Genomic DNA, 21,513 nt, shown 5'->3' on the forward strand with positions numbered 1-21,513 from the left:
CGGCGCGCGAGAATGGTCGCATGACCAGAGCACTCTTCGTCATCGACGTCCAGAACGACTTCACCGAAGGAGGCGCGCTCGGGGTCACCGGCGGCGCCCACGTCGCGCAGGCGGTCACCGACCACCTCCGCGCCCACCGCGACCGGTACGACCTCGTGGTCGCCAGCCGCGACTGGCACGCGCCCGACGGTGACAACGGCGGCCACTTCAGCGCCGAGCCCGACTTCGTCGACTCGTGGCCGACGCACTGCGTGCAGGGTTCGACCGGTGCCGACTACCACCCCGACCTCGACACGGCCCTCGTCGACGTCCACGTGCTCAAGGGCGACGGCCGACCGGCCTATTCGTTGTTCGACGGGTTCGTCGACGACGGGCGACCGTTCGGTGACGTCCTCGCCGCGACGGGCGTCGACGAGGTCGACGTCGTCGGTCTGGCGACCGACCACTGCGTCCGGGCCTCGGCTCTCGACGCCGTCACCGCCGGGCTCGGGGTGACCGTGCTGACCGACCTCGTGGCGGGTGTGGCGCCGGCTCCGAGCGAGGCCGCCCTGGCCGAGCTGCGCGCGGCCGGCGTGCGCACGGTCCCGTCGTCCGACGTCGTCGACGGCTCGACCGGGGTCCCGGCGTGAGCGGCCCGGTCGTGACCGCCGCCGAGCGTCGTCGCGTGGTCGAGGCCGTGCCCACCGGTCTCTTCGTGGGGGGCTCCTGGGGTCCGTCGTCCTCGGGCGACACCATCGACGTCGTCGACCCCGCCACGGGCGAGGTCCTCGTCGCGGTGGCCGACGCGACTCCCGCCGACGGCCTGCGGGCCCTCGACGCCGCGGTCGCCGCGCAGGACGCCTGGGCGGCGACGTCTCCCCGTCACCGCAGTGAGGTGCTGCGCCGCGCCTTCGACCTGCTGATGCAGCGGCGCGACGACTTCGCCCTGCTGATGACGCTCGAGATGGGCAAGCCGCTGGACGAGTCGCTCGGCGAGGTCACCTACGGCGGCGAGTTCCTCCGCTGGTTCTCGGAAGAGGCCGTGCGCGTCTCGGGTCGCTACGGCACCAACCCCGAGGGCACCGGGCGTACGACCGTGCTGCACCGCCCGGTGGGCCCCTGCCTGCTGATCACCCCCTGGAACTTCCCCCTCGCCATGGCGACCCGCAAGATCGCGCCCGCCCTCGCGGCCGGCTGCACTGTGGTCGTCAAACCGGCCGAGCTGACGCCGCTCACCACCCTCGCCTTCGCCGCCCTGCTCGCCGAGGCGGGTGTGCCCGACGGGGTGGTGAACGTCGTGACGACGCTGTCGGCGAACGACGTGTGCGAGCCCCTGATCCGCGACCCGCGCCTCCGGAAGCTCAGCTTCACGGGGTCGACGCCGGTCGGCTCGACGCTGCTGACCCAGGCCTCCGAGCAGGTGCTGCGCACCTCGATGGAGCTCGGTGGCAACGCCCCCTTCGTGGTCTTCGACGACGCCGACCTCGACGCCGCGGTCGAGGGTGCGATGCAGGCGAAGTTCCGCAACGTGGGCCAGGCCTGCACGGCGGCCAACCGGTTCATCGTGCACGAGTCGGTCGCCGACGAGTTCACCGCCAGGGTGGTCGAGCGCGTGCGCGGACTCCGGGTGGGCGCGGGGACCGACGACGGGGTCTCCGTGGGTCCGTTGATCGACGACCGGGCCGTCGACAAGGCCGACCGGCTCGTCCGCGACGCGGTCGACCGTGGGGCGGTCGTCGAGACCGGCGGCCACCCCGTCGACGGGCCGGGCACGTTCTTCGAGCCGACCGTCGTGTCGGGCGTCGTCCCCGGCAGCGAGATCCTGACCACCGAGATCTTCGGTCCGGTCCTGGCGATCTCGACGTTCCGGGACGAGGCCGAGGGCGTCCACCTCGCGAACGACACCGAGTTCGGGCTCGTGGCCTACGCCTTCACCCGCGACCTCGCCCGAGGGCAACGGCTGGCCGAGCGGCTGCAGACCGGCATGCTCGGCCTCAACGTCGGCGTGGTGTCGAACGCCTCGGCGCCGTTCGGCGGCGTCAAGTCGTCGGGCCTCGGCCGCGAAGGCGGTGCCGAGGGCATCCACGAGTACCTCGAGACGGTGTACGTGCTGACCCCCGACCCGTTCGCCGGCGCATGAGCGCCGTCGAGCCGCTGCGTGTCGGCATCGTGGGCTACGGACTCGCGGGGCGGGTGTTCCACGGCGCGCTGCTGGCCGCCGACCCGGCCTGGCAGGTCGACGCCGTCGTCACGCGCGACCCCGACCGTGCCGGGCAGGCCGCCGCGGCGCATCCTGAGGCCGAGGTCGTCGCCGACATCGACGAGCTCTGGCGCCGTGGACTCGACCTGGTCGTCGTGGCCACCCCCAACGACACCCACGTCGAGACCGCGACGCGTGCCTTGCGGGCCGGGGCGGCCGTCGTCGTCGACAAGCCGCTCGCGACCTCGGCCGCCGATGCCCGCGGGCTCGTCGAGCTCGCCGAGTCGCTGGGCCGTCCGCTGACCGTCTACCAGAACCGGCGGTGGGACGGCGATTTCCTGACGGCCACGCGCCTCACGGGGTCGGGCGAACTGGGCGACGTGCACACCGTCGAGTCACGCTTCGAACCGTGGAAGCTCGAGAACCGCGCCGGCTGGAAGCGTCGGGCGACCCCGGCCGACGGCGGGGGCATCCTGTTCGACCTGGGCCCGCACCTCGTCGACCAGGTCATGCGACTCCTGGGGCCAATCCGGGCGGTCCACGCCGAGATCGCGACCCGCCGCCCGACCGGTACGGCGGACGACGACGTGTTCCTGTCGCTCGAGCACGAGGGCGGTCGGCGGTCGCGGCTGGCGATGAGCCACGTCGCAGCCCTGCCCGGGCCGAGGTTCCGTGTGCTGGGGTCGGCGGGGGCGTACGAGGTGCACGGCCTCGACCCGCAAGAGGCCCAGCTGGCGTCGGGACTGGAGCCGACCGACCCCGCCTACGGTGTCGACGCGGGCGATCGTCGGGGCGTCGTGTCCGCGGGCGGCACCCGTCGCGACGAGACGACCGATCCGGGCCGGTACCCCGCGTTCTACTCGCGGCTGGCCGGGACCTTGGCCGGCGAGGGCGAGCTGCCGGTCGACCCCTGGGACGCCGTCCGGGCACTCGAGGTGATCGAGGCCGCGCGTCGTTCGGCGGACGAGGGACGCGTGATCCGCCTCTGACCCGGTGGGGGTCGTCGCGCGGCCTCCGGGCTGCTGCCGGGGCGGCCCGCCTGTCTGCGGTCGGCAGCAGCGGCCGCGGTCTGCGACGGGCGGACGACGCTCGCCCCTCGTTCAGAGGCGAGTCGTCCAGTCGACCGTCGCGAGGGTCGCGGCGACGTCGACCTCCGCGAGGGTCGGCGGTGTCCATCGGGGGCGGCGGTCCTTGTCGATCACCCGGGCGCGGACGCCCTCGACGAGGTCCGGCGACGCGGCGAGCGAGGTGACGATCCCCAGTTCCTGCCCCAGCACCGCCTCGAGGTCGGGCAGACGAGCCGCCCGGCGTCGCGCCTCGAGGGACAGCACCACCGACGTGGGCGAGGCCGCCTCGAGGTCGTCGGCCACGGCTCCGGCGTCGCCGAGGCCCGACGCCGAGAGGTCGCGGAGTCGTCGCACGATCGCCCGGGCCTCGTCGCCTCGGTAGGCGTCGTCGATCCACTCGGCCGCCCCGGCGAGATCGGACGGTCCGGAGTCCGCGCCGAGTGCCCGCACGGCCTCGGGGCCTCCGTCGGCCAGTGCCGGCAGGACCCGCGTCAGCTCGGACGACGGGACGAACAGGTCGGCGAAGCCCGTGTGCAGAGCATCGGCAGCCGTCATCGCACGACCGGTCAGGGCGAGATGGGTGCCGAGCTCGCCCGGGGCCCGCGACAGCAGGAAACTGCCGCCCGCGTCGGGGGAGAGCCCGATGCGGGTCTCCGGCATGCCCACCGAGCTGCGTTCGGTGACGATGCGGAGCGTGACGTGACCGCCGAGCCCGATGCCCGCGCCCATCGCGATGCCGTCGAGGAGCGACACGATCGGCTTCGACCAGCGCGCCAGACGCAGCGTTCCCCGGTACTCGCGCCGCCACATCTCGACGCTGCGTCGCGGATCCGTCGTGGCGTTGGCGTGGATCCACGCGATGTCGCCCCCGGCACAGAACCCCCGGGGCCCGGCGCCCCGCAGCAGCACCGACGAGACCCTCGGGTCGTCCTCCCAGGCGTCGAGCGCCTGCTCGACGAGCCCGAGCATCTCGAGCGTCACCGCGTTGATCTTCTGCGGGCGGTTGAGGGTGAGCACACCGACCCCGCGGTCGACGTGGGTCAGGACGGTGGGGGCGACGACGCTCATCGGGCCATCGTCGCACGGCGTCGCGGCCGTGCGCCGGCGCCCGCGCACCCCGGCTTCAGACGAGGAGCTGGTGCTTCGCCAGGTCCTTGTAGAGCGGCGTCGTCTGCACCAGTTCGGAGTGGGTGCCCACGCCGACCACGCGGCCGGCCTCGACGACGACGATCTGGTCGGAATCGACCACGGTCGACAGTCGGTGGGCGATGACGATGAGCGTGCGGTTCTCGGCGACCGCGTCGATCGCCTCGCGGAGGCGCTGCTCGTTCAGACCGTCGAGACTCGAGGTCGACTCGTCGAGCAGGAGGATCGGCGGCGCGTTGAGCAGCGTGCGGGCGATGGCCAGGCGCTGGCGTTCGCCCCCGGAGAGCATCACCCCGTCCTCGCCCACCTGGGCGTCGAGACCCTGGTCGCCGCGTTCGAGCACGGCGGTCAGGTTCACGGCCTCGAGGACCCGACGGCAGTCGTCGTCCGTAGCCTCGGGCGAACCCAGGGTGAGGTTGTCGCGGATCGTCCCGGCGAGCACGGGTGCGTCCTGTTCGACGTAGCCGATGCGGGACCGCAGGTCGCCCCGGTCGAGGGTGCGGACGTCGGCCCCGCCCACGCGCACGGCACCCGAGGTCGGGTCGTAGAAGCGCTCGATGAGCGACAGGATCGTGCTCTTGCCGGCTCCCGAGGGGCCGACGAGGGCCGTGCGCTTGCCGACGGGCACCGAGAAGCTCACGCCACGCAGCACCGTGAGGTCGTCGTCGACGGGGCCCACGCCCGAGTCGTGGCCGGGTTCGTCGGAGACCCGCGAGTCGCCCGTCGCCGTCCCGGTGGCCACGGGCGAGTCGGGGTAGCGGAAGTGCACGTCGTCGAAGCGGACGGCGATGTCGTCCCCCGTGTCGGGACCGTCGCCGGCACCGACCTCGCGGGTCGCGACCTCGGCCGCGAGGCGCTCGTCCCCGTCGGTCTCGCTCGGAAGGTCGAGGATCTCCTGGATGCGCCCGAGCGCCCCCAAGGCCTGGTTGACGCTGAGCACGGCACCGAGCGCCTGACCGAGCGGCATGATCATGAGGAAGAGGAAGAGCACGAACGAGACGAGCGAGGCGATCTCGATGGCACCGCTCGCCACCCGGTACCCCCCGACGCCGAGCACGACGAGGAACGACACCTGCAGTGCGACGGACGAGATCGGCACGACCAGGGCCGAGATGCGCGCCACCTGCAGTCCCCGTTGGTAGGCGCCCTCGGCGTCCCGTTCGACGGCCACGATCTCGCGGTCGGTGGCGCCCGAGGCGCGGATCGTGCGGACCGAGCTGATGGCGCGTTCGACGGCGGCCGTCAGGTCACCCACCTTCTCCTGCGCCTGGCGGCTCGCCACGCGGATGCGGCCGGACAACAGCACGACGACGACGACCGAGACGGCGACGACGAGCACGGTCAGTCCGAGCAGCACCGGGTCGATCAGGAACATGCCGACCAGGGCGCCGACGAAGGTCAGGCTGCCGCCGATCGCCTCGACGAGCCCTTGGGTGAGCACGGCCCGAAGCAGGGTGGTGTCCGAGCCGACCCGCGACACGAGGTCGCCCGTCCGGCGCGTGTCGAACTGGCTGATCGGAAGCCGGAGCATGCGTCCGACGAGGCGACGACGGCTCGAGAGGACGACCCCCTCGCCGGTGCGCTGCAGCAGGTAGTGCTGGAACCCGCTGATCAGCCCGGCCACGACGACCAGCGCGACCAGCGCCCAGACGAGGGGCCCGAGCGTCACGCCCTGCTGCACGGCCGAGATGACCTGCTGCACGAGCAGCGGCTGACCGAGCGAGGCCGCGGCACCCAGGACGCTGAGCACGATGATGAAGGCCATGACCTTCTTGTGCTCGAACAGGTAGGGCAGCAGCTGACGGAACGTGGCACGGGGTCCCTCGGGCTGCGGGCGGCGACCCCAGCGCGACCGGGGCGCGGCCGGTGGGTCGACCCGCGCCTCCTGCCCGTCGGACGTCGTCGTGCGCGCGCGTGTGTCGGAGCTCATGATGCCTCTCGTGCCAGGTGACCGGCGTCGCGGGGTGCGGCGGTCGGTGTCGCGGGCGGTGCCACCGCCGACTACGACCGTACTTCGTCCCGGTGACTTCCACCTGCGTCACGGGACCGGCCCGCGCCTCCGGTCAGGAGGCGCGGGCCGGGCGGCGGGGCACGGCGCGTCGGTCAGCCGGCCGTGTCGTAGTCGATGTCGCGGGTCTCCCGGCTGAGCACGAGCGCGACGAGGGTCAGGACCGCCATCGAGGACAGGTAGAGGCCCACGAGCCAGGTGCTGCCGCCCGCCGCCGTCCAGAGCGCCACGGCGATGAACGGGGCCACGGCGGCTCCCAGGATGCTGGCCACGTTGTAGCTGATCGCCGAGCCGGTGTAGCGCACGCTCGTGGGGAACAGCTCGGGCAGCACGGCCCCCATCGGTCCGAAGGTGAGCCCCATCAGGACGAAGCCGATGATGAGCAGTGCCTGCGCCCCGAGGGCCCCGGCCGCGAACAGCGGGGCGAACGTGAAGCCGAAGACGAGGATGCCCGCCGTCACGCAGATGAGCATGGCGCGGCGACCGTACCTCTCGGCGAGCGGCCCGGACACCAGGGTGAAGATGCCGAAGAACACCACGCCGAGGATGAGCATCCAGAGGAACTGCGTTCGCGGGATGCCCAGACCCGCCGGGTCGCCCGCGGCGTCGGCCGTCCCGAACGTCAGCGTGAACGTCGTCATCAGGTAGAAGAGCGTGTAGGTCGCCAGCATGATGAACGTGCCGAGCAGCAGGGGACGCCAGCTCGACCGGAACACGCGGGCGAGCGGCAGGGTGGCGACGTTGCCCGAGTCGACGACCTTCTGGAACGCCGGCGTCTCGATCAGCTTGAACCGCACGTAGAGGCCGATGATCACCAGCACGGCGCTCGCCAGGAACGGCAGGCGCCAACCCCAGGCGAGGAACTGCTCCTCGGTGAGGGTCGTGTTCAGCAGCACGAAGAGCAGGTTGGCGATGATGAACCCGATGGGCGCACCCAGCTGGGGGAACGTGCCGTAGATCGCTCGGCGGTTGGCCGGGGCGTTCTCGGTCGCGAGCAGCGCGGCGCCGCTCCACTCGCCGCCGAGGCCGAGGCCCTGGCAGAAGCGCAGCACGACGAGGCAGGCCGGGCCGGCGACCGCCCAGCCGGGCGTGGTGCCGGCCGGGATGCAGCCGATCAGCACCGTCGCGATGCCCATCGTCAGCAACGAGGCCACGAGGGTGCCCTTGCGGCCGATGCGGTCGCCGAAGTGTCCGAAGACGATCGACCCGACCGGACGGGCGATGAACGCGACGCCGAAGACCGCGAACGAGGCGAGCCGCGCCACGGCGGGGTCGTCGTTGGCGAAGAAGATCGTCGGGAACACGAGCACCGCGGCGGTCGCGTAGACGTAGAAGTCGTAGAACTCGATCGAGGTGCCGATGAGGCTCGCGACGATGACGCGCGAGCGCTTGTTGGTGGTGGGGGCGGACGACGTCGACGGGTCGACGGTGGGTACGGACACGGGGGCACTCCGAGGCAGGGGTCGAGGTCCCGGCGGACGTCGACGACCGGGCGCGTGATGCGGCGCAACGGGTCGGACGGAGGCGCGGTGCAGGGATCTGCGGGTCGCTCGGCCGGGTGAGACGGTGGCCGCTCGTGACGGCCGACGCCCAGCTTACCTCGGCTGTACCCCGACGGGGGCGCGGTTCGGGGCCACGGGGGCGGCCCCGGCCGCGGATTCAGTCGTCGGAGCCGAGGTGGCCGGGCAGCTCGTGACCCATGCGGTCGCGCTTGGTGTCGAGGTAGCCCTCGTTGAAGGCGCCGACGCCGACGACGAGCGGCACCAGTTCGGTGACCTCGATGCCGTGCTCGCCGAGCTGACGTCGTTTCTCGGGGTTGTTGCTGAGCAACCTGACGCGGGTGAGTCCCAGGTCGCGCAGCACGTCGGCAGCCGCTCCGTAGTCTCGGGCGTCGGCCGGCAGCCCGAGGGCGAGGTTGGCGTCGAGGGTGTCGAGGCCGTCCTCTTGCAGACGGTAGGCCCGGAGCTTGTTGACGAGGCCGATGCCCCGACCCTCGTGGCCGCGCAGGTAGACGACGACTCCGCCGTGGTCCCGGATGGTGTCGAGTGCGGCGTCGAGCTGCGGGCCGCACTCGCACTTGAGCGAGCCGAACGCCTCGCCGGTGAGGCACTCGGAGTGGACGCGCACGAGGGCGCCGTCCGCCGGACGGAGGCCCGTCGGATCGCTCGCGATGATCGCCACGTGGTCGGCCCCGGTGACCGTGTCGCGGTAGGCCCTCATGCGGAAGGTGCCGTGGCTGGTGGGGACCGTGGTCTCGACCTCGAACGACACCTGGGACGATGCGGCGGGGGTGGTGGTCATGCGTGTCTCCTGGGGGTGTCGCGGGCGACGACCACCAGGTCGTCGCCGAGGGGGTGCGCGTCGGTGACGCGCAGTCGTCGTTGCCCGTCGATGTGGTCCACGCCGAGGTCGTCGAGGGCGGTCCGGGGGCCGCCGAGCAGCGTGGGCGCCAGGTACACGACGTAGTCGTCGACGAGTCCGAGCCGGACGAACGCGCTCGCCACGGTCGGCCCGCCCTCGACGAACACGCTGCGGACCCCGCGGCGTCCGAGGTCGTCGAGCACGGCCTCGAGGTCGTGCGTGCCCGTCTCGACGAGCTCGCGGGGATGCCGGCGCAGGGCGGCGTCGGCGGGCACGGCGCGCGTGCCGACGACGACGGGCAGGGGCTGGTCGGGGAGCAGTTCTCCGCCGTCGCCCCGGGCGGTCAGGCTGGGGTCGTCGGCCAGCACGGTGCCCGTGCCCACCAGGATCGCGTCATGGGCCGCCCGCTGTTCGTGGACGTGCTGCCGCGCCGCGGTGCCGGTGATCCACCGGCTGCTGCCGTCGGACGCGGCGGTGCGGCCGTCCAGGCTCGAGGCCCACTTGAGCGTCACGAAGGGTCGGCCCGTCCGGGCCGTCACCAGCCAGCGGCGAGCCATCTCGGCGGCCTCGTCGGCGAGCACGCCGTCGACCACCTCGACACCCGCCCGTCGCAGCCGGTCGGCCCCGCCACCGGAGGACGCGCCGGGATCGGCGACGGCGTGGACGACGCGGGAAACGCCCGCCTCGATCAGGGCGACGCTGCACGGCCCGGTGCGGCCCACGTGGTCGCAGGGTTCGAGCGTGACGACGGCGGTCAGGCCGCGGGCCTCGCCGGGGGCGAGGTGCGAGAGGGCGTCGACCTCGGCGTGCGGGGTGCCGGCACCCCGGTGCCATCCCTCGGCCGCCGTGCTGCCGTCGGGGCGCAGGAGGACGCAACCGACCTGGGGGTTGACCCCGCGGGCCGGTCCGCGTCGAGCGAGCGAGACGGCCCGTCTCATGGCGTGCTCGAGGAGCTCGTGGTCGATCGAGTCGATGCTCACGGGGCCTCCGGGACGGAACGGTCGCGCGCCGGGGCGTACGCGGTGGGGGACGGGCGGACGACGCCGTCGACGGCATCGGTGAGGGAGTCAACGCCGTCGGCGACGGGGTATTCCGTCGAGCGGCCGGGGCGGGTCCCGGGACGCCCCAGGTCAGGCCAGCCCGGTCGCGCCACCCGCGCGTCGCCCGGTCGCAAGCGGGCCTTCCAGCAGAGGGGGTGGCCCCCGTCACGGTCGGGGTGGAGCCCCGGTCCGACACCCTGGTACGTGAAGCCCGTGCGACGGGCGACGGCGGCCGAGGCGTCGTTGCCGACGTAGCCCTCCCAGAAGAGTTCGCGCAGCCCGCCGGCACCGAAGGCCCAGTCGGCCACCAGGCCGAGGGCCTGGGTCATCAGGCCGTGACCCCGCGAGGCCGGGGCCGTCCAGAAGCCGACGTCGGAGGACCGGAGCCGCACGCTGATGACGCCCTCGAGCAGGCCGGACCCCGGGCGGCGCAGCCCCCAGGTGAACTCGCGCCCGGTGGCCCACCCGTCGTCCACGATGCGACGCAGGAAGAACTCGGCGTCGGACCGTCCGTACGGGACGGGCACCGTGGTGAACCGCTGCAGCGTCTCGTCGCGGCAGGCGTCGACGATGGCCGGCACGTCGGCCGCGCTCGGCACCACCAACTCGAGGGTCGGTGACGCGAGCACGAACGGCAGCACGATCAGGCCTTGCGGACGAAGCCGATGCGGTCGTACACGGTGTCGATCGTGGCCTGGGCGATCTCGTTCGCCCGGTCGGCGTTGACCGCGAGGATGCGGTCGAGCTCGGCCGGGTCGTCGAGCAGTTCGAGCGCCCGGGTTCGGACGGGTGCGAAGGTCTCGACGACGACCTCGGCCACATCTTTCTTCAGGTCGCCGTAGCCGCGACCGGCGTAGCGCTCCTCGAGGTCGGCCACGCTGTCGCCCGAGAACGACGACAGGATGGTGAGCAGGTTCGACACCCCCGCCTTGGCCCCGCGGTCGAAGCGGATCTCGCGCTCGGCGTCCGTGACCGCCGACTTGATCTTCTTGGCGGTGCGGCTCGGCTCGTCCAGCATCCACACGACACCCGAGTCGGTCGCCGCGGACTTGCTCATCTTCGACTCGGGCGACTGCAGGTCGTAGATGCGTGCGGACTCTTTCTGGATCGTCGCCTCGGGCACGACGAACGTCTCGCCGAAGCGGGAGTTGAACCGGGTGGCGAGGTCGCGGGTGAGCTCGACGTGCTGACGCTGGTCGTCACCCACCGGAACCGCCTCGGCCTGGTACAGCAGGATGTCGGCCGCCATCAGTGTCGGGTAGGCGAACAGGCCGAGCGAGGCCGCGTCGGACCCCTGCTTCGCCGCCTTGTCCTTGAACTGCGTCATGCGGCTGGCCTCGCCGAACCCGGTCAGGGTGTTGAGGACCCAGGCCAACTGCGTGTGCGCCGGCACGTGGGACTGGATGAACAGGGTCGACTGCGCCGGATCGATGCCCGCGGCGATGTACTGCGCGGCGGTGCCACGGATCTGGGCACGCAACGCCGCGGGGTCTTGCGGGACGGTGATGGCGTGCAGGTCGACGACGCAGAACAGGGCGTCGTGCGTCGTCTGCAGCGACTTCCACTGCTGCAGGGCGCCGATGTAGTTGCCGACGTGGAGAGAGTCGGCGGACGGCTGCATGCCGGAGAAGAGACGGGGCTTGGTCATGGGGTCCTCGGTCGGGGTGGTGCGAGAAGGGAGGGGGTGGGACGCGGGGTCAGAGCCGGTAGTCGACGACGACCGGAGCGTGGTCCGACCACCGCTGGTCGTAGGCGGCCGCCCGGTCGACCACGTAGTGCTCGACCCTGTCGGCCAACGCCGGGGTGGCCAACTGGTAGTCGATGCGCCACCCGGTGTCGTTGTCGAAGGCCTGACCCCGCCACGACCACCACGAGTAGGGACCCTCGACCTCGCCCGCGAAGCGTCGACCCACGTCGACCCACCCGAGGCCTTCTCCGCCGGTGCCGTCGACCGTCGCGACCTGCTCGCCCGCCGGCCCGAGGAAGCGGTCGAAGTACGACCGCTCGCGGGGGAGGAAGCCGGCGCGCTTGACGTTGCCCTTCCAGTTCTTGATGTCGAGCTCGCGGTGCCCCACGTTGAGGTCGCCCGTGACCACCGAGAGCTCGTTGTGGGCGGCGAGCTCGGGGAGTCGCGCCGACATGGCGTCGAGGAACTTCCATTTCTCGTCCTGCTTGGGGGTGTCGACCTCGCCCGAGTGGACGTAGGTGCTGACCACGGTGACCACGGTGCCGTCGATCTCGTAGTCCGCCTCGAGCCAGCGGCCGGCGCTGTCGAAGTCGTCGGGCCCGAGCTCGACGCGGTGCACGTGGGCCTTGCCCCGACTGGCGATGGCGACCCCGGCCCGGCCCTTGGCGGTGGCGGGGTCGTGGACGACGTTCCACTCGGGGCCGAGCAGGCCCTCGAGGTCGTCGGTCGAGGCGCGCACCTCTTGCAGCGTGAGGACGTCGACGTCGCGCGTCGAGAGCCAGTCGCCCATGCCCTTGCGGAAGGCGGCACGGACGCCGTTGACGTTGACGGTGGCGAGACGGAGGCGCGTGGACATGGGCTCCAGACTAGCGGCGGGCACCGTCGCGGGTGCCGTCCGGAGGGCCCGTGGGGGGGACGTCGGTGGGTGGGACGTCGGACGGGTCGCCCCGGCGGACGGCACGCAGCGACCGCGAGAGCAGGCCGCGGGCGCCGTCGACGAGACGACCGCCGCGCGACCGGGCCCGCGCCTCCTGGGCTCGCCGTTCCTCCTCGAGGCGTCGCAGGCGAGCCGCCTCTTCGTGCGGGTCGGCGAGGACGCCGAGGTCGTCCATGCCGACGGCGATCCAGCCGGCGCTGAGCAGCAGCACCTGGCACAGCAGGTTGATCACGATCAGCAGTCCGACGATCGCCGCGAACGAGGCGACCAGGGGGTTCGAGCCCGTGGCCCGCAGCACGACGCCGCCGACCACGGTCAGCGAGACGAACCCGGCCGCGCCGATCATCGCCCCCGAGAGCAGCCGACGGAAGGGGATGTGGAGCCCCGCCAGCACGCGGAACAGCACGGCGAGCACCGCGGTCTCGAAGACGAACACGAGCACGACGCCGACCACGCGCAGGGTCGTCTCGCCGACGATCGACCGGGTCGAGACGCCGAACCCGGACAACAGGCCCGAGACCGCCGTGGTGCTGAGCAGGGACAGCGTCGCCGAGACGACGACCGCGGCGCCGAAGCAGAGCGCCAGGCCGAGGTCGCGCACGATCAGCCGACCGAGGGGCGTGACCGGTTGGGGCGCCCGGAACACGATCCGGACGCAGTCGCGCATGCTGCCGAGCAACGTGATGGACGACACGAGCAGGCCGAGCAGGGCGACGGCCCCGGTCCAGCCGAAGACCGACGCGTCGAGCAGCAGCTCGGGGTCGACGACGCCGGTGCCGTCGACGTCCTGGATCAGTCCGGGCACGGCCGAGCGGATGAACACGATCAACTCGTCGCGCAGCAGCTGGTCGCCCGAGACGACGAACCCGGCGACCGAGAAGCCCACCCACAGGGCCGCGAACAGCGCGAAGAGCGCCTGATAGGTGAGCCCGGCCGCGAGCAAAGGCCCCTTCGCCGTGACGTGCCGCGCCAGCACGCGGGTCGGGCGTGACCCCACGACGCGCGACCCGGCCCGACGGGCGCGTCCGGACGGGCCTCCCACCGAGGAGGCGCGGGTCGCCTCGGCCGGGTCGGGCGTCGGTTCTCGGGTCCACGGCGCGCGCATGCGTCCAGGGTAGGGGTGGCCGGGCGACGCGGTCCGGGTCGCCGGGGTCGACGCCGGTGTCGACGCCGGGATCGGCACTGACCGGACGTCCGGGCGTTCCGTCTACGATGGACCGACCGTGGGCGTGCCCGGCGTTGTGCCGCACGTCCCCACCATCGAGACTCGAAGAGGTTCACCGTGGCACTACAGGGCGTTGGCGTCGGACGTGGAGTGGCCGTCGGCCCCGTCAAGAAGATGCCCGATCCGCTGCCCGAGCCGGGCACCGACCCGCGCACGGCCGACGCGGCCCTCGAGTACGACGCCGTGCTCACCGCCCTGTCCGCCGTCGCCGCCGACCTCACGGCTCGGGGTGAGAAGGCCGGCGGCGAGGCGAAGGACGTCCTCGACGCCCAGTCGCTGATGGCCCAGGACCCGACCCTCACCGACGACGTCAAGGCCCGCATCGACGACGGTCGCACCGGCGAACGCGCGGTGCACGAGGCGTTCGCGGCCTTCCAGGACCTCCTGATCGGCATGGGCGGCTACATGGCCGAGCGGGCCACCGACCTCGGCGACGTGGCACAGCGCGTCATCGCCTCGCTGCGCGGCGTCCCCGCCCCGGGGGTGCCCGAGAGCGACACCCCGTTCGTCCTCGTCGCACCCGACCTCGCGCCTGCCGACACCGCCCTGCTCGACCTCGACAAGGTGCTCGCGCTCGTCACGCGCGACGGCGGGCCCACGTCCCACACGGCGATCCTCGCCCGGTCCAAGTCGATCCCCGCGATCGTCGGGGTCACCGGTGCCCTCGACCTGGCCGACGGCACCGTCGTCGTGGCCGACGCCGCGAGCGGCGTCGTGACGGTCGACCCCTCGGCCGACGAGGTCGCCGACGCCGAGAAGCGCATCGCCGACCGTGCGGCCGCGGCCGCCGCCCCGCTGACCGACGGTGCACTGGCCGACGGCCACGCCGTCCCGCTGCTCGCCAACCTCGGCGCGCCGGCCGAGGCCGCAGGGGCGATCGAGCTGGGTGCCGAGGGCGTCGGCCTGTTCCGTACCGAGTTCCTCTTCCTCGGCAACTCCTCCGCGCCCACCGTCGAGAGCCAGACCGCGAGCTACACCGCACTGCTCGAGGCCTTCCCGGGCAAGAAGGTCGTCGTCCGCGCCCTCGACGCCGGCGCCGACAAGCCGCTCAGCTTCTTGAACGACGCCCACGAAGAGAATCCCGCCCTCGGCCTCCGCGGCCTCCGCGCCCTGCGCGTCAAGGAAGACATCCTGCGCGACCAGCTCAGCGCCCTCGCGGCGGCGCAGGCCGCCACCACCGCCGACCTCTGGGTGATGGCACCCATGGTCAGCGACGCCGAAGAGACCGAGTACTTCGTCACCCTCGGTCGCGAACTCGGGCTGAAGACCGTCGGCGTGATGGCCGAGGTCCCCTCGCTCGCCGTGCTCGCCGACCAGATCTTCGCCAGCGCCGACTTCGTCAGCGTCGGCACGAACGACCTGACCCAGTACACGATGGCGGCCGACCGCATGCTCGGCTCCGTGGCCGCCTACCAGGACCCGTGGCACCCCGCCGTGCTGCGCCTGGTCAAGTCGCTCGGTGACGCCGGCGCGGCCGCGGGCAAGCCCGTCGGCATCTGCGGCGAGGCCGCGGCCGACCCGTTGCTGGCAGTCGTGCTCGTCGGGCTCGGGGCCACCACGCTCTCGATGACGCCGGCTGCGCTGGCCGACGTGCGTCTCGAGCTCTCGCGGTACACCCTCGACCAGGCTCGCGAACTCGCGACCGTTGCCGTCGCGGCGACCACCGCCGCGGGCGCCCGCCAGGCCGCCGAAGCCGCCACCGTCTGACGCCCGGGCGGCGTCGGCCCTCGGGGGTCGACGCCGTCGGCCCGAGACTCGGCCTCAGCGCGGGACGATCTCCGCACGGCGTTCGTCGAGATGGTCCGCGAGTTCGCCCCAGGCGACGACCACGTCGCGGAGCGCGCCGGCCGTGCTCTCGTCGAGCACGGACACGAGGCCGCGGGGATCGTCGACCAGCACGAGCGCGCTCGACCGCGACAGCACGGCGTACGACGACGACCGGTCGCCGACGGGTGCGTTCGTGCCGCGCAGCTCGAGGTGCAGGCGACCCGACGACCGCGTCAGGCGGGCCCGCACCGGGTCGCCGTCCGACGCGAAGAACTCTGCCAGCGCCTCCCGGTCGTCCGACAGGACGTCACGCTCCCACCCGTTCTCGGCGAGTCGTGAATCGGCGCCGGCCACGGACTGCCAGAGGACGACCGACCTCTCGGTCGGGGAGGCTCCGGGGCGCAGGCCGAACCGCGCCTCCAGGTTGTCCGCGACGGCGGCGGCCACCGCCGCACGGTCAACCGACGGCGGTGGATCGAGCCGGTCCACCACGACCGTCACGACGGCGTCGAGTTCCCGCGGCCAGACCGACACCCGGGTCTCGTCGAGCAGGCGGTCGTGCTCGCCCGAGAGCAGGGTCTTCTCGACGAGCTCGTCGAGGCGGGCGAGGGCCCGACCGAGTTCGCGGTCGCCGGTGGGTCGCAGGGGTGGTCTCGTCCGCACGGCGGCGGCGAAGGCACGGCGGCGTTCGCGCTGGTCGTCGGGGCGTTCGCCGTTGCGGTACGGGCGTCGCCTCACGAGATCGCTCGCGGGTCGGACCGGCGGGGGCGTCGGTCGAGACGTCGGACGTCGTGCATGGCGTGCCTCTCGAGGGTCGATGGCGATGACGGGGACCAAGCCTAGGCCGCGAGGGCCGTCCCGGGCCGCGCTGGTCCGAGTCCGCCGTGCATCCGGTCGCGGCCGTGCGTCACGGAGCAGAATCGACGGGTGGGCATCCCGATACGACATCCGATGGTCGACGCGATCACGTCGCGCGCCGTCCGGGTCGACAGCAGGGCTCGCGTCGTCCGACTCAGTCGTCCGCTCGCGGACCTCCTCGGTCGACCCGCCACGGGCCGACGTGTGGTCCTGGTGACCGGCGAACGGTCGCGCCTCACGGTCGGACTCCGGGCCGCGCTGGTCGCCGCCGGGGGAGTCTGGGCGATCCACGACGACAAGGGCCGTCTTCGTGACGGCCTCACGGGCGTGCCCTACGCCGACGTCGACGCCGCGGCCACCGAACCGGACGTCGCTGCCGCGGTTCCCGCCCTGGAGCCGCTGCCGATCATCGCCGACGCCGTGGACACCACGTGCCAGCTGACCGTCGACCTCACGGTGCTGCACCGGGCGTCACACGACACGAGCCTCGGAGGCGCTGTCGAGACCCTGGGAGCGGCCGTCTCGGGCTCCGTCCCGACCCGGTGGGGGACGACCGAGCCCCTCGGGCACGTCTGGGACTGCTGGGTCCTCACCCAGCACGCGCGCCATCAGGCCCCCGAGACCGTCCGGGTGGTCGTCGAGGGGCCGCATCTCTCGGCGACGATCACCGCCCGGGTCACCGACCACGGCATCGAAGAGACCACGGCGTTGACGGTCGACGTGACCGAGGGGTCGCTCGACGACGCGATCGCGCGACTGACCGACGCCCTCGGCCACATCGCCGAGTCGTCGCTGCCGACCTTCGCCCTGGTCATCGCCCGCGAGGGCGAGTCCGACCGGTGCGTCCGGGCGGTCACCTACCCGCCGCCGAACCCGGTCGCGCTGCTGATCGGGGCGCCATCCGTCCGGCGGCTCGGCCTCGAACGTTCCGCCCTCGACGCCGAACGGCCCGTCGTCGTGGTCGGCCGTCCTCGCCTCCCCGCTTTCGTCGTGCCCCTGGGTGACGCGGCCACCTCGGGCTGGAACGCCCTCCACCGCACCCTCGAGGCCGTGGGCCCCGAGCGGCTCGCCCAGCTCGTCGCCAGCCCGCTGCTCCAGGCGTGGGAGGAAGACCTCCACGAACTCGACCTGCTGCACGAGAGCTCGACCGAGACCGCGGCCGAGACCGAGACCGAGATCGAGCGTCCGGCCGAGGACGAGGCCTGATGCCGCGCGACATCACCATCCTGAGTCCGCACGTGTACGACCAGCTCGATCTCGCCACCGCGGCCCACGCGGTCGACGGGTCGCTCGGCGTGCGTGAGATCGACGGCGGCGACGCACTCCAGGTGTTCGCGGTGGGCGGCGTGCCCTTGCTCACCGTCTACCAGGCGGCGGAGCTGACCGAGGCGGGCGAGCTCGAACGCCTGCTGCCCGATCCGCCCTCGGTGCGCCTCCCGGTGTTCTGGATCGACGCCGTCGCCCCGATGGGCGACGAGGGCGAGACGGGAGTGTCGGTCGCGCTGCGCCTCGCTCTCGGCCTCGAGGCCGCGTGCATCGTCGAGGACGACTGACCGGGCCGACGCTCGTCCACGGGCCGTCACGACCCGTGGCACGAGAAGAGGGCCCGACCACCAGGTGGTCGGGCCCTCTTCTCGTGCGTCGGTGCTTCGCTGTCAGGCGCGACCGCGCAGAACGGCCTGCTTGACCTCGGCGATGGCCTGGGTCACCTGGATGCCTCGCGGGCAGGCCTCGGTGCAGTTGAACGTGGTGCGGCAGCGCCAGACACCCTCTTTGTCGTTGAGGATGTCGAGGCGGACCTGGGCGCCCTCGTCGCGCGAGTCGAAGATGAAGCGGTGCGCGTTGACGATCGCCGCCGGGCCGAAGTACTGCCCGTCGGTCCAGAACACGGGGCAGCTCGACGTGCACGCGGCGCAGAGGATGCACTTCGTCGTGTCGTCGAAACGCTCGCGCTGGGTGGCGCTCTGCAGGCGCTCCTTCTCGGGCTTCGACGACGCCATCAGGAACGGCTGGATCTCGCGGTACGACTGGAAGAAGGGCTCCATGTCGACGACGAGGTCCTTCTCGAGCGGCAGGCCCTTGATGGCCTCGACGTAGATCGGCTGCGAGATGTCGAGGTCCTTGATCAGGGTCTTGCAGGCCAGCCGGTTGCGACCGTTGATGCGCATCGCGTCCGAGCCGCAGACGCCGTGGGCGCACGAGCGGCGGAAGGTCAGCGAGCCGTCCTGCTCCCACTTGATCTGGTGCAGGGCGTCGAGCACGCGGTCGGTCGGCAGCACCTGGACGTCGAAGTCCTGCCAGCGGGGCTCGTCGTCGACCTCGGGGTCGAAACGACGGATGATCAGCGTGGCCGTGAACGTGGGGACGGCGTCGGAGCCCTGGGGCTTGTTCTCGAGGACAGCGGTGCTCATGTCAGTACTTCCGTTCCATCGGCTGGTAGTTCGTGATCACGACGGGCTTGGTGTCGAGCCGGATGTGGTCACCGGCCAACGACGAGTGGGCGTCGCCGGTCAGGTAGGCCATCGTGTGGACGAGCCAGTTCTCGTCGTCGCGGGTGGGGTAGTCCTCACGGAAGTGTCCGCCGCGGCTCTCTTGACGCGAGCGTGCCGAGTAGACGACGACCTCGGCGAGGTCGAGCAGGAAGCCCAGCTCGATCGCCTCGAGCAGGTCGGTGTTGAAGCGCTTGCCCTTGTCCTGCACCGAGATGTTCTTGAACCGCTCGCGCAGGTCGGCGATCACGTGGGTGACCTCGTCGAGCGTCTCTTCCGTACGGAAGACCTGGGCGTTCCGGTCCATGCTGTCCTGCAGCTCTTTGCGCAGCGTCGCGATGCGCTCGGTGCCCGTGGCGTTGCGGACGTCCTCGACGAGACCGCGCACGAAGCCGGCGGGGTCTGCCGGCAGGGGCACGAACGGGGCGTCCTTCACGTACTCGACCGCGTTGTTGCCGGCCCGCTTGCCGAAGACGTTGATGTCGAGCAGCGAGTTGGTGCCGAGGCGGTTCGATCCGTGGACGCTGACGCAGGCGCACTCGCCGGCGGCGTAGAGGCCCGGCACGACCGTGGTGTTGTCGCGCAACACCTCGGCCTTGACGTTCGTCGGGATGCCGCCCATGGCGTAGTGGGCGGTCGGCAGCACGGGCACGGGCTCGGTGTAGGGCTCGACGCCGAGGTAGGTGCGCGCGAACTCGGTGATGTCGGGCAGCTTGGCGTCGATCACGGCCGGGTCGAGGTGCGTGATGTCGAGGTAGACGTAGTCCTTGTGCGGCCCCGCGCCCCGGCCCTCGCGGATCTCGGTGGCCATGCAGCGCGCCACGATGTCGCGGGGCGCCAGGTCTTTGATGGTGGGGGCGTAGCGCTCCATGAAGCGCTCGCCCTCGCTGTTGCGCAGGATGGCACCCTCACCACGAGCGGCTTCGCTCAACAGGATTCCGAGCCCGGCGAGGCCGGTCGGGTGGAACTGGAAGAACTCCATGTCCTCGAGCGGCAGGCCCTTGCGCCAGATGATGCCCACGCCGTCGCCCGTGAGGGTGTGCGCGTTCGACGTCGTCTTGTAGATCTTGCCGAAGCCACCGGTGGCGAAGATGACGGCCTTGCCCTGGAACACGTGCAGGTCACCGGTCGAGAGCTCGTAGGCGATGACACCGGCCGGGCGCTCCTCGCCGTCGATCTCTCCCATGATGAGGTCGAGGACGTAGAACTCGTTGAAGAAGTTGATGCCGTGCTTGACGCAGTTCTGGTACAGGGTCTGGAGGATCATGTGCCCGGTGCGGTCGGCGGCGTAGCAGGCCCGCCGGACGGGGTTCTTGCCGTGCTCGGCCGTGTGGCCGCCGAATCGGCGCTGGTCGATCTTGCCCTCGGGTGTGCGGTTGAACGGCAGACCCATGTTCTCGAGGTCGAGGACGGCGTCGATCGCCTCTTTGGCGAGGATCTCGGCGGCGTCCTGGTCGACGAGGTAGTCGCCGCCCTTGACGGTGTCGAAGGTGTGCCACTCCCAGTTGTCGTCCTCGACGTTGGCGAGGGCCGCAGCCATGCCGCCCTGGGCCGCACCGGTGTGCGAACGGGTCGGGTACAGCTTCGAGATCACCGCGGTGCTGGCGTTCGGGCCGGCCTCGATGGCCGCCCTCATGCCCGCACCCCCGGCCCCGACGATGACGATGTCGTGCTGGTGGTAGTGGACGCCGTCGACGACGGTGCTGGCGGGGGCGGGGGAGGGTGTGGTCACGGTTCTTTCCGGTGGGGGACGTGCGGCCGGGGGCCGGAGTGGACGGTGGGCCGGGTGGCTAGCCGGCGGTGCAGAACGACGGCAGCAGGTCGGCCGGGGCGTTCGCGGGGCACGGGTCGAACGTGTAGATCACGAGCGTGCCGAGGACGAGCAGGACCACCGTCGACACGAGCAGCGTGACGAGCAGCACCTTGCGCACCGTCGGCTTCGACACGTAGTCGTTGACGATCGTGCGCATGCCGTTCGTGCCGTGGATCAGCGCGAGCCAGAGGAGGAGGGTGTCGTAGACCTGCCAGAACGGGCTGGCCCACTTGCCCGCCACGAAGGCGAAGTCGATGGCCTTGACGCCGCCCTCGCTCGCGAGCAGGTTGATGAACAGGTGGCCGAACACGAGCACGACGAGCAGCAGGCCGCTGGCGCGCATGTAGATCCAGCCCCACTTCTCGTAGTTGGTGGAGCGTTGGGCCGCGCGGGCGGAGCGCGGGGCTTCGACGGTCTGGGTGGTCATGGCTCTACTCCGAGAAGACGTTCATCAGGTGGCGCGGCGCGAAACCGGCGAACAGGACCACGGCGAGGCCGATGACGATCCAGAACATGACGCGCTGGTACTTGGTGCCCGGGCCCCAGAAGTCGATCAGGATGATCCGCAGGCCGTTGAGGGCGTGGAAGAGGATCGCCGCCACGAGGCCGGTCTCGCCGAGCCCCATGATCGGGTTCTTGTAGGTGCCGATCACCGCGTTGTAGGCCTCGGGGCTGATCCGGACGAGGGCGGTGTCGAGGATGTGCACCAGCAGGAAGAAGTAGATGCTCACGCCGGTGATGCGGTGCAGCACCCACGACCACATGCCCTCACGACCCCGGTAGAGGGTGCCGGCGATCTTCCCGGGCGCCTTGGGCGCGCTGATCTTCGGTGCACCCGGTCTGCCTGCCGGTGATGCGACCGTTCCCGTCGACTGCTCGGCCATGAGCACTTCTCCTCGCGGATGGGGCGGACGACGCTCTCGCTCGGTCGGTACG

General features: G+C 72.0%; 19 protein-coding genes and 1 pseudogene. 6 read left to right on the plus strand and 14 right to left on the minus strand.

Going from position 1 to position 21,513, the window contains the following annotated elements; translation table 11 throughout:
* The first annotated feature begins 20 nt into the window (after positions 1-20).
* Genes ASG28_RS02170 through ASG28_RS02180 form a run of 3 tightly spaced genes read left to right on the plus strand, consistent with a single transcriptional unit; the run spans position 21 to position 3,168 of the window.
* The gene (locus ASG28_RS02170; protein WP_055971519.1) at positions 21-629 is read left to right on the plus strand and encodes an isochorismatase family protein; all 609 of its coding nucleotides are present in this window, start codon (positions 21-23) and stop codon (positions 627-629) included.
* Entirely contained in the window at positions 626-2,119 is a 1,494-nt protein-coding gene (locus tag ASG28_RS02175) for an NAD-dependent succinate-semialdehyde dehydrogenase (RefSeq protein WP_369814142.1), read from the plus strand. Before ASG28_RS02170 ends, ASG28_RS02175 begins: the two co-directional genes overlap by 4 nt.
* Positions 2,116-3,168, plus strand: a complete 1,053-nt coding sequence (locus ASG28_RS02180; protein ID WP_055971522.1) for a Gfo/Idh/MocA family oxidoreductase — start codon at positions 2,116-2,118, stop codon at positions 3,166-3,168. The genes ASG28_RS02175 and ASG28_RS02180 overlap by 4 nt, the downstream gene beginning before the upstream one ends.
* A 111-nt stretch (positions 3,169-3,279) precedes the next feature.
* Here ASG28_RS02180 and ASG28_RS02185 read toward each other — a convergent pair whose 3' ends face one another.
* The 9 genes and pseudogenes from ASG28_RS02185 to ASG28_RS02225 all read right to left on the minus strand — a co-directional run bounded on the left by ASG28_RS02185 (position 3,280) and on the right by ASG28_RS02225 (position 13,530).
* Positions 3,280-4,314: an enoyl-CoA hydratase/isomerase family protein gene (locus ASG28_RS02185; protein ID WP_055971525.1), complete on the minus strand. Its 1,035-nt coding sequence runs from the start codon at positions 4,312-4,314 to the stop codon at positions 3,280-3,282.
* Positions 4,315-4,369: 55 nt separating this feature from the next.
* Positions 4,370-6,322: an ABC transporter ATP-binding protein gene (locus ASG28_RS02190; protein WP_055971528.1), complete on the minus strand. Its 1,953-nt coding sequence runs from the start codon at positions 6,320-6,322 to the stop codon at positions 4,370-4,372.
* A gap of 173 nt (positions 6,323-6,495) precedes the next feature.
* A complete protein-coding gene (locus ASG28_RS02195) occupies positions 6,496-7,842 on the minus strand; it encodes an MFS transporter (protein ID WP_055971531.1) in 1,347 nt (448 codons plus the stop codon).
* A 217-nt stretch (positions 7,843-8,059) separates the two neighbouring features.
* Positions 8,060-8,680: pseudogene (ribA, locus tag ASG28_RS02200) on the minus strand (GTP cyclohydrolase II); the annotation flags it as partial.
* A 17-nt stretch (positions 8,681-8,697) separates the two neighbouring features.
* Positions 8,698-9,699: a bifunctional diaminohydroxyphosphoribosylaminopyrimidine deaminase/5-amino-6-(5-phosphoribosylamino)uracil reductase RibD gene (gene ribD / locus ASG28_RS02205; RefSeq protein WP_082454695.1), complete on the minus strand. Its 1,002-nt coding sequence runs from the start codon at positions 9,697-9,699 to the stop codon at positions 8,698-8,700.
* Between the two features lie 38 nt (positions 9,700-9,737).
* Complete coding sequence (locus ASG28_RS16625) at positions 9,738-10,442, minus strand: GNAT family N-acetyltransferase (protein ID WP_055971537.1); 705 nt, start codon at positions 10,440-10,442, stop codon at positions 9,738-9,740.
* Between the two features lie 2 nt (positions 10,443-10,444).
* A complete protein-coding gene (gene trpS, locus ASG28_RS02215) occupies positions 10,445-11,449 on the minus strand; it encodes a tryptophan--tRNA ligase (RefSeq protein WP_082454258.1) in 1,005 nt (334 codons plus the stop codon).
* A 49-nt stretch (positions 11,450-11,498) separates the two neighbouring features.
* Positions 11,499-12,344 carry an exodeoxyribonuclease III gene (locus ASG28_RS02220; RefSeq protein WP_055971540.1) on the minus strand — a complete coding sequence of 282 codons (846 nt, stop codon included), beginning with the start codon at positions 12,342-12,344 and terminating at the stop codon, positions 11,499-11,501.
* A gap of 10 nt (positions 12,345-12,354) precedes the next feature.
* Positions 12,355-13,530 (minus strand): YihY/virulence factor BrkB family protein, encoded by a 1,176-nt coding sequence (locus ASG28_RS02225; protein ID WP_055971543.1) that lies wholly within the window; start codon positions 13,528-13,530, stop codon positions 12,355-12,357.
* 177 nt (positions 13,531-13,707) lie between these two features.
* Here ASG28_RS02225 and ptsP point away from each other — a divergent pair, with 177 nt between their 5' ends.
* Complete coding sequence (gene ptsP / locus ASG28_RS02230; protein ID WP_082454260.1) at positions 13,708-15,357, plus strand: phosphoenolpyruvate--protein phosphotransferase; 1,650 nt, start codon at positions 13,708-13,710, stop codon at positions 15,355-15,357.
* A gap of 54 nt (positions 15,358-15,411) precedes the next feature.
* On the opposite strand, the gene ASG28_RS02235 is transcribed toward ptsP, so the two are convergent.
* On the minus strand, positions 15,412-16,155 hold the full coding sequence (locus ASG28_RS02235) for a hypothetical protein (RefSeq protein WP_055971546.1): 744 nt from the start codon (positions 16,153-16,155) through the stop codon (positions 15,412-15,414).
* 213 nt (positions 16,156-16,368) lie between these two features.
* Here ASG28_RS02235 and ASG28_RS02240 point away from each other — a divergent pair, with 213 nt between their 5' ends.
* Positions 16,369-17,481 carry a DUF6177 family protein gene (locus ASG28_RS02240; protein ID WP_055971549.1) on the plus strand — a complete coding sequence of 371 codons (1,113 nt, stop codon included), beginning with the start codon at positions 16,369-16,371 and terminating at the stop codon, positions 17,479-17,481.
* Positions 17,481-17,828, plus strand: a complete 348-nt coding sequence (locus ASG28_RS02245) for a hypothetical protein (RefSeq protein WP_055971552.1) — start codon at positions 17,481-17,483, stop codon at positions 17,826-17,828. The genes ASG28_RS02240 and ASG28_RS02245 overlap by 1 nt, the downstream gene beginning before the upstream one ends.
* A 102-nt stretch (positions 17,829-17,930) precedes the next feature.
* On the opposite strand, the gene ASG28_RS02250 is transcribed toward ASG28_RS02245, so the two are convergent.
* The 4 genes from ASG28_RS02250 to sdhC are packed head-to-tail and all read right to left on the minus strand — an operon-like array spanning position 17,931 to position 21,461.
* On the minus strand, positions 17,931-18,686 hold the full coding sequence (locus ASG28_RS02250; RefSeq protein WP_043594421.1) for a succinate dehydrogenase iron-sulfur subunit: 756 nt from the start codon (positions 18,684-18,686) through the stop codon (positions 17,931-17,933).
* A 1-nt stretch (position 18,687) separates the two neighbouring features.
* Entirely contained in the window at positions 18,688-20,496 is a 1,809-nt protein-coding gene (gene sdhA / locus ASG28_RS02255) for a succinate dehydrogenase flavoprotein subunit (protein ID WP_055971554.1), read from the minus strand.
* A gap of 58 nt (positions 20,497-20,554) precedes the next feature.
* Positions 20,555-21,004 (minus strand): succinate dehydrogenase, hydrophobic membrane anchor protein, encoded by a 450-nt coding sequence (gene sdhD / locus ASG28_RS02260; protein WP_055971558.1) that lies wholly within the window; start codon positions 21,002-21,004, stop codon positions 20,555-20,557.
* Between the two features lie 4 nt (positions 21,005-21,008).
* Positions 21,009-21,461, minus strand: a complete 453-nt coding sequence (gene sdhC / locus ASG28_RS02265) for a succinate dehydrogenase, cytochrome b556 subunit (RefSeq protein WP_082059901.1) — start codon at positions 21,459-21,461, stop codon at positions 21,009-21,011.
* Between the last annotated feature and the right edge of the window lie 52 nt (positions 21,462-21,513).

Source organism: Frigoribacterium sp. Leaf415, from assembly GCF_001424645.1.
Taxonomy (GTDB): Bacteria; Actinomycetota; Actinomycetes; order Actinomycetales; family Microbacteriaceae; genus Frigoribacterium.

Bases quoted from the DNA above. Each gene is read 5' to 3' on its own strand.
- ASG28_RS02170 (WP_055971519.1), top strand. From the start codon at position 21: ATGACCAGAGCACTCTTCGTCATCGACGTCCAGAACGACTTCACCGAA.
- ASG28_RS02180 (WP_055971522.1), top strand. From the start codon at position 2,116: ATGAGCGCCGTCGAGCCGCTGCGTGTCGGCATCGTGGGCTACGGACTC.
- ASG28_RS02185 (WP_055971525.1), bottom strand. From the start codon at position 4,314: ATGAGCGTCGTCGCCCCCACCGTCCTGACCCACGTCGACCGCGGGGTC.
- ASG28_RS02190 (WP_055971528.1), bottom strand. From the start codon at position 6,322: ATGAGCTCCGACACACGCGCGCGCACGACGACGTCCGACGGGCAGGAG.
- ribD (WP_082454695.1), bottom strand. From the start codon at position 9,699: ATGAGACGGGCCGTCTCGCTCGCTCGACGCGGACCGGCCCGCGGGGTC.
- trpS (WP_082454258.1), bottom strand. From the start codon at position 11,449: ATGACCAAGCCCCGTCTCTTCTCCGGCATGCAGCCGTCCGCCGACTCT.
- ASG28_RS02220 (WP_055971540.1), bottom strand. From the start codon at position 12,344: ATGTCCACGCGCCTCCGTCTCGCCACCGTCAACGTCAACGGCGTCCGT.
- ASG28_RS02225 (WP_055971543.1), bottom strand. From the start codon at position 13,530: ATGCGCGCGCCGTGGACCCGAGAACCGACGCCCGACCCGGCCGAGGCG.
- ASG28_RS02240 (WP_055971549.1), top strand. From the start codon at position 16,369: ATGGTCGACGCGATCACGTCGCGCGCCGTCCGGGTCGACAGCAGGGCT.
- ASG28_RS02245 (WP_055971552.1), top strand. From the start codon at position 17,481: ATGCCGCGCGACATCACCATCCTGAGTCCGCACGTGTACGACCAGCTC.
- ASG28_RS02250 (WP_043594421.1), bottom strand. From the start codon at position 18,686: ATGAGCACCGCTGTCCTCGAGAACAAGCCCCAGGGCTCCGACGCCGTC.
- sdhD (WP_055971558.1), bottom strand. From the start codon at position 21,004: ATGACCACCCAGACCGTCGAAGCCCCGCGCTCCGCCCGCGCGGCCCAA.
- sdhC (WP_082059901.1), bottom strand. From the start codon at position 21,461: ATGGCCGAGCAGTCGACGGGAACGGTCGCATCACCGGCAGGCAGACCG.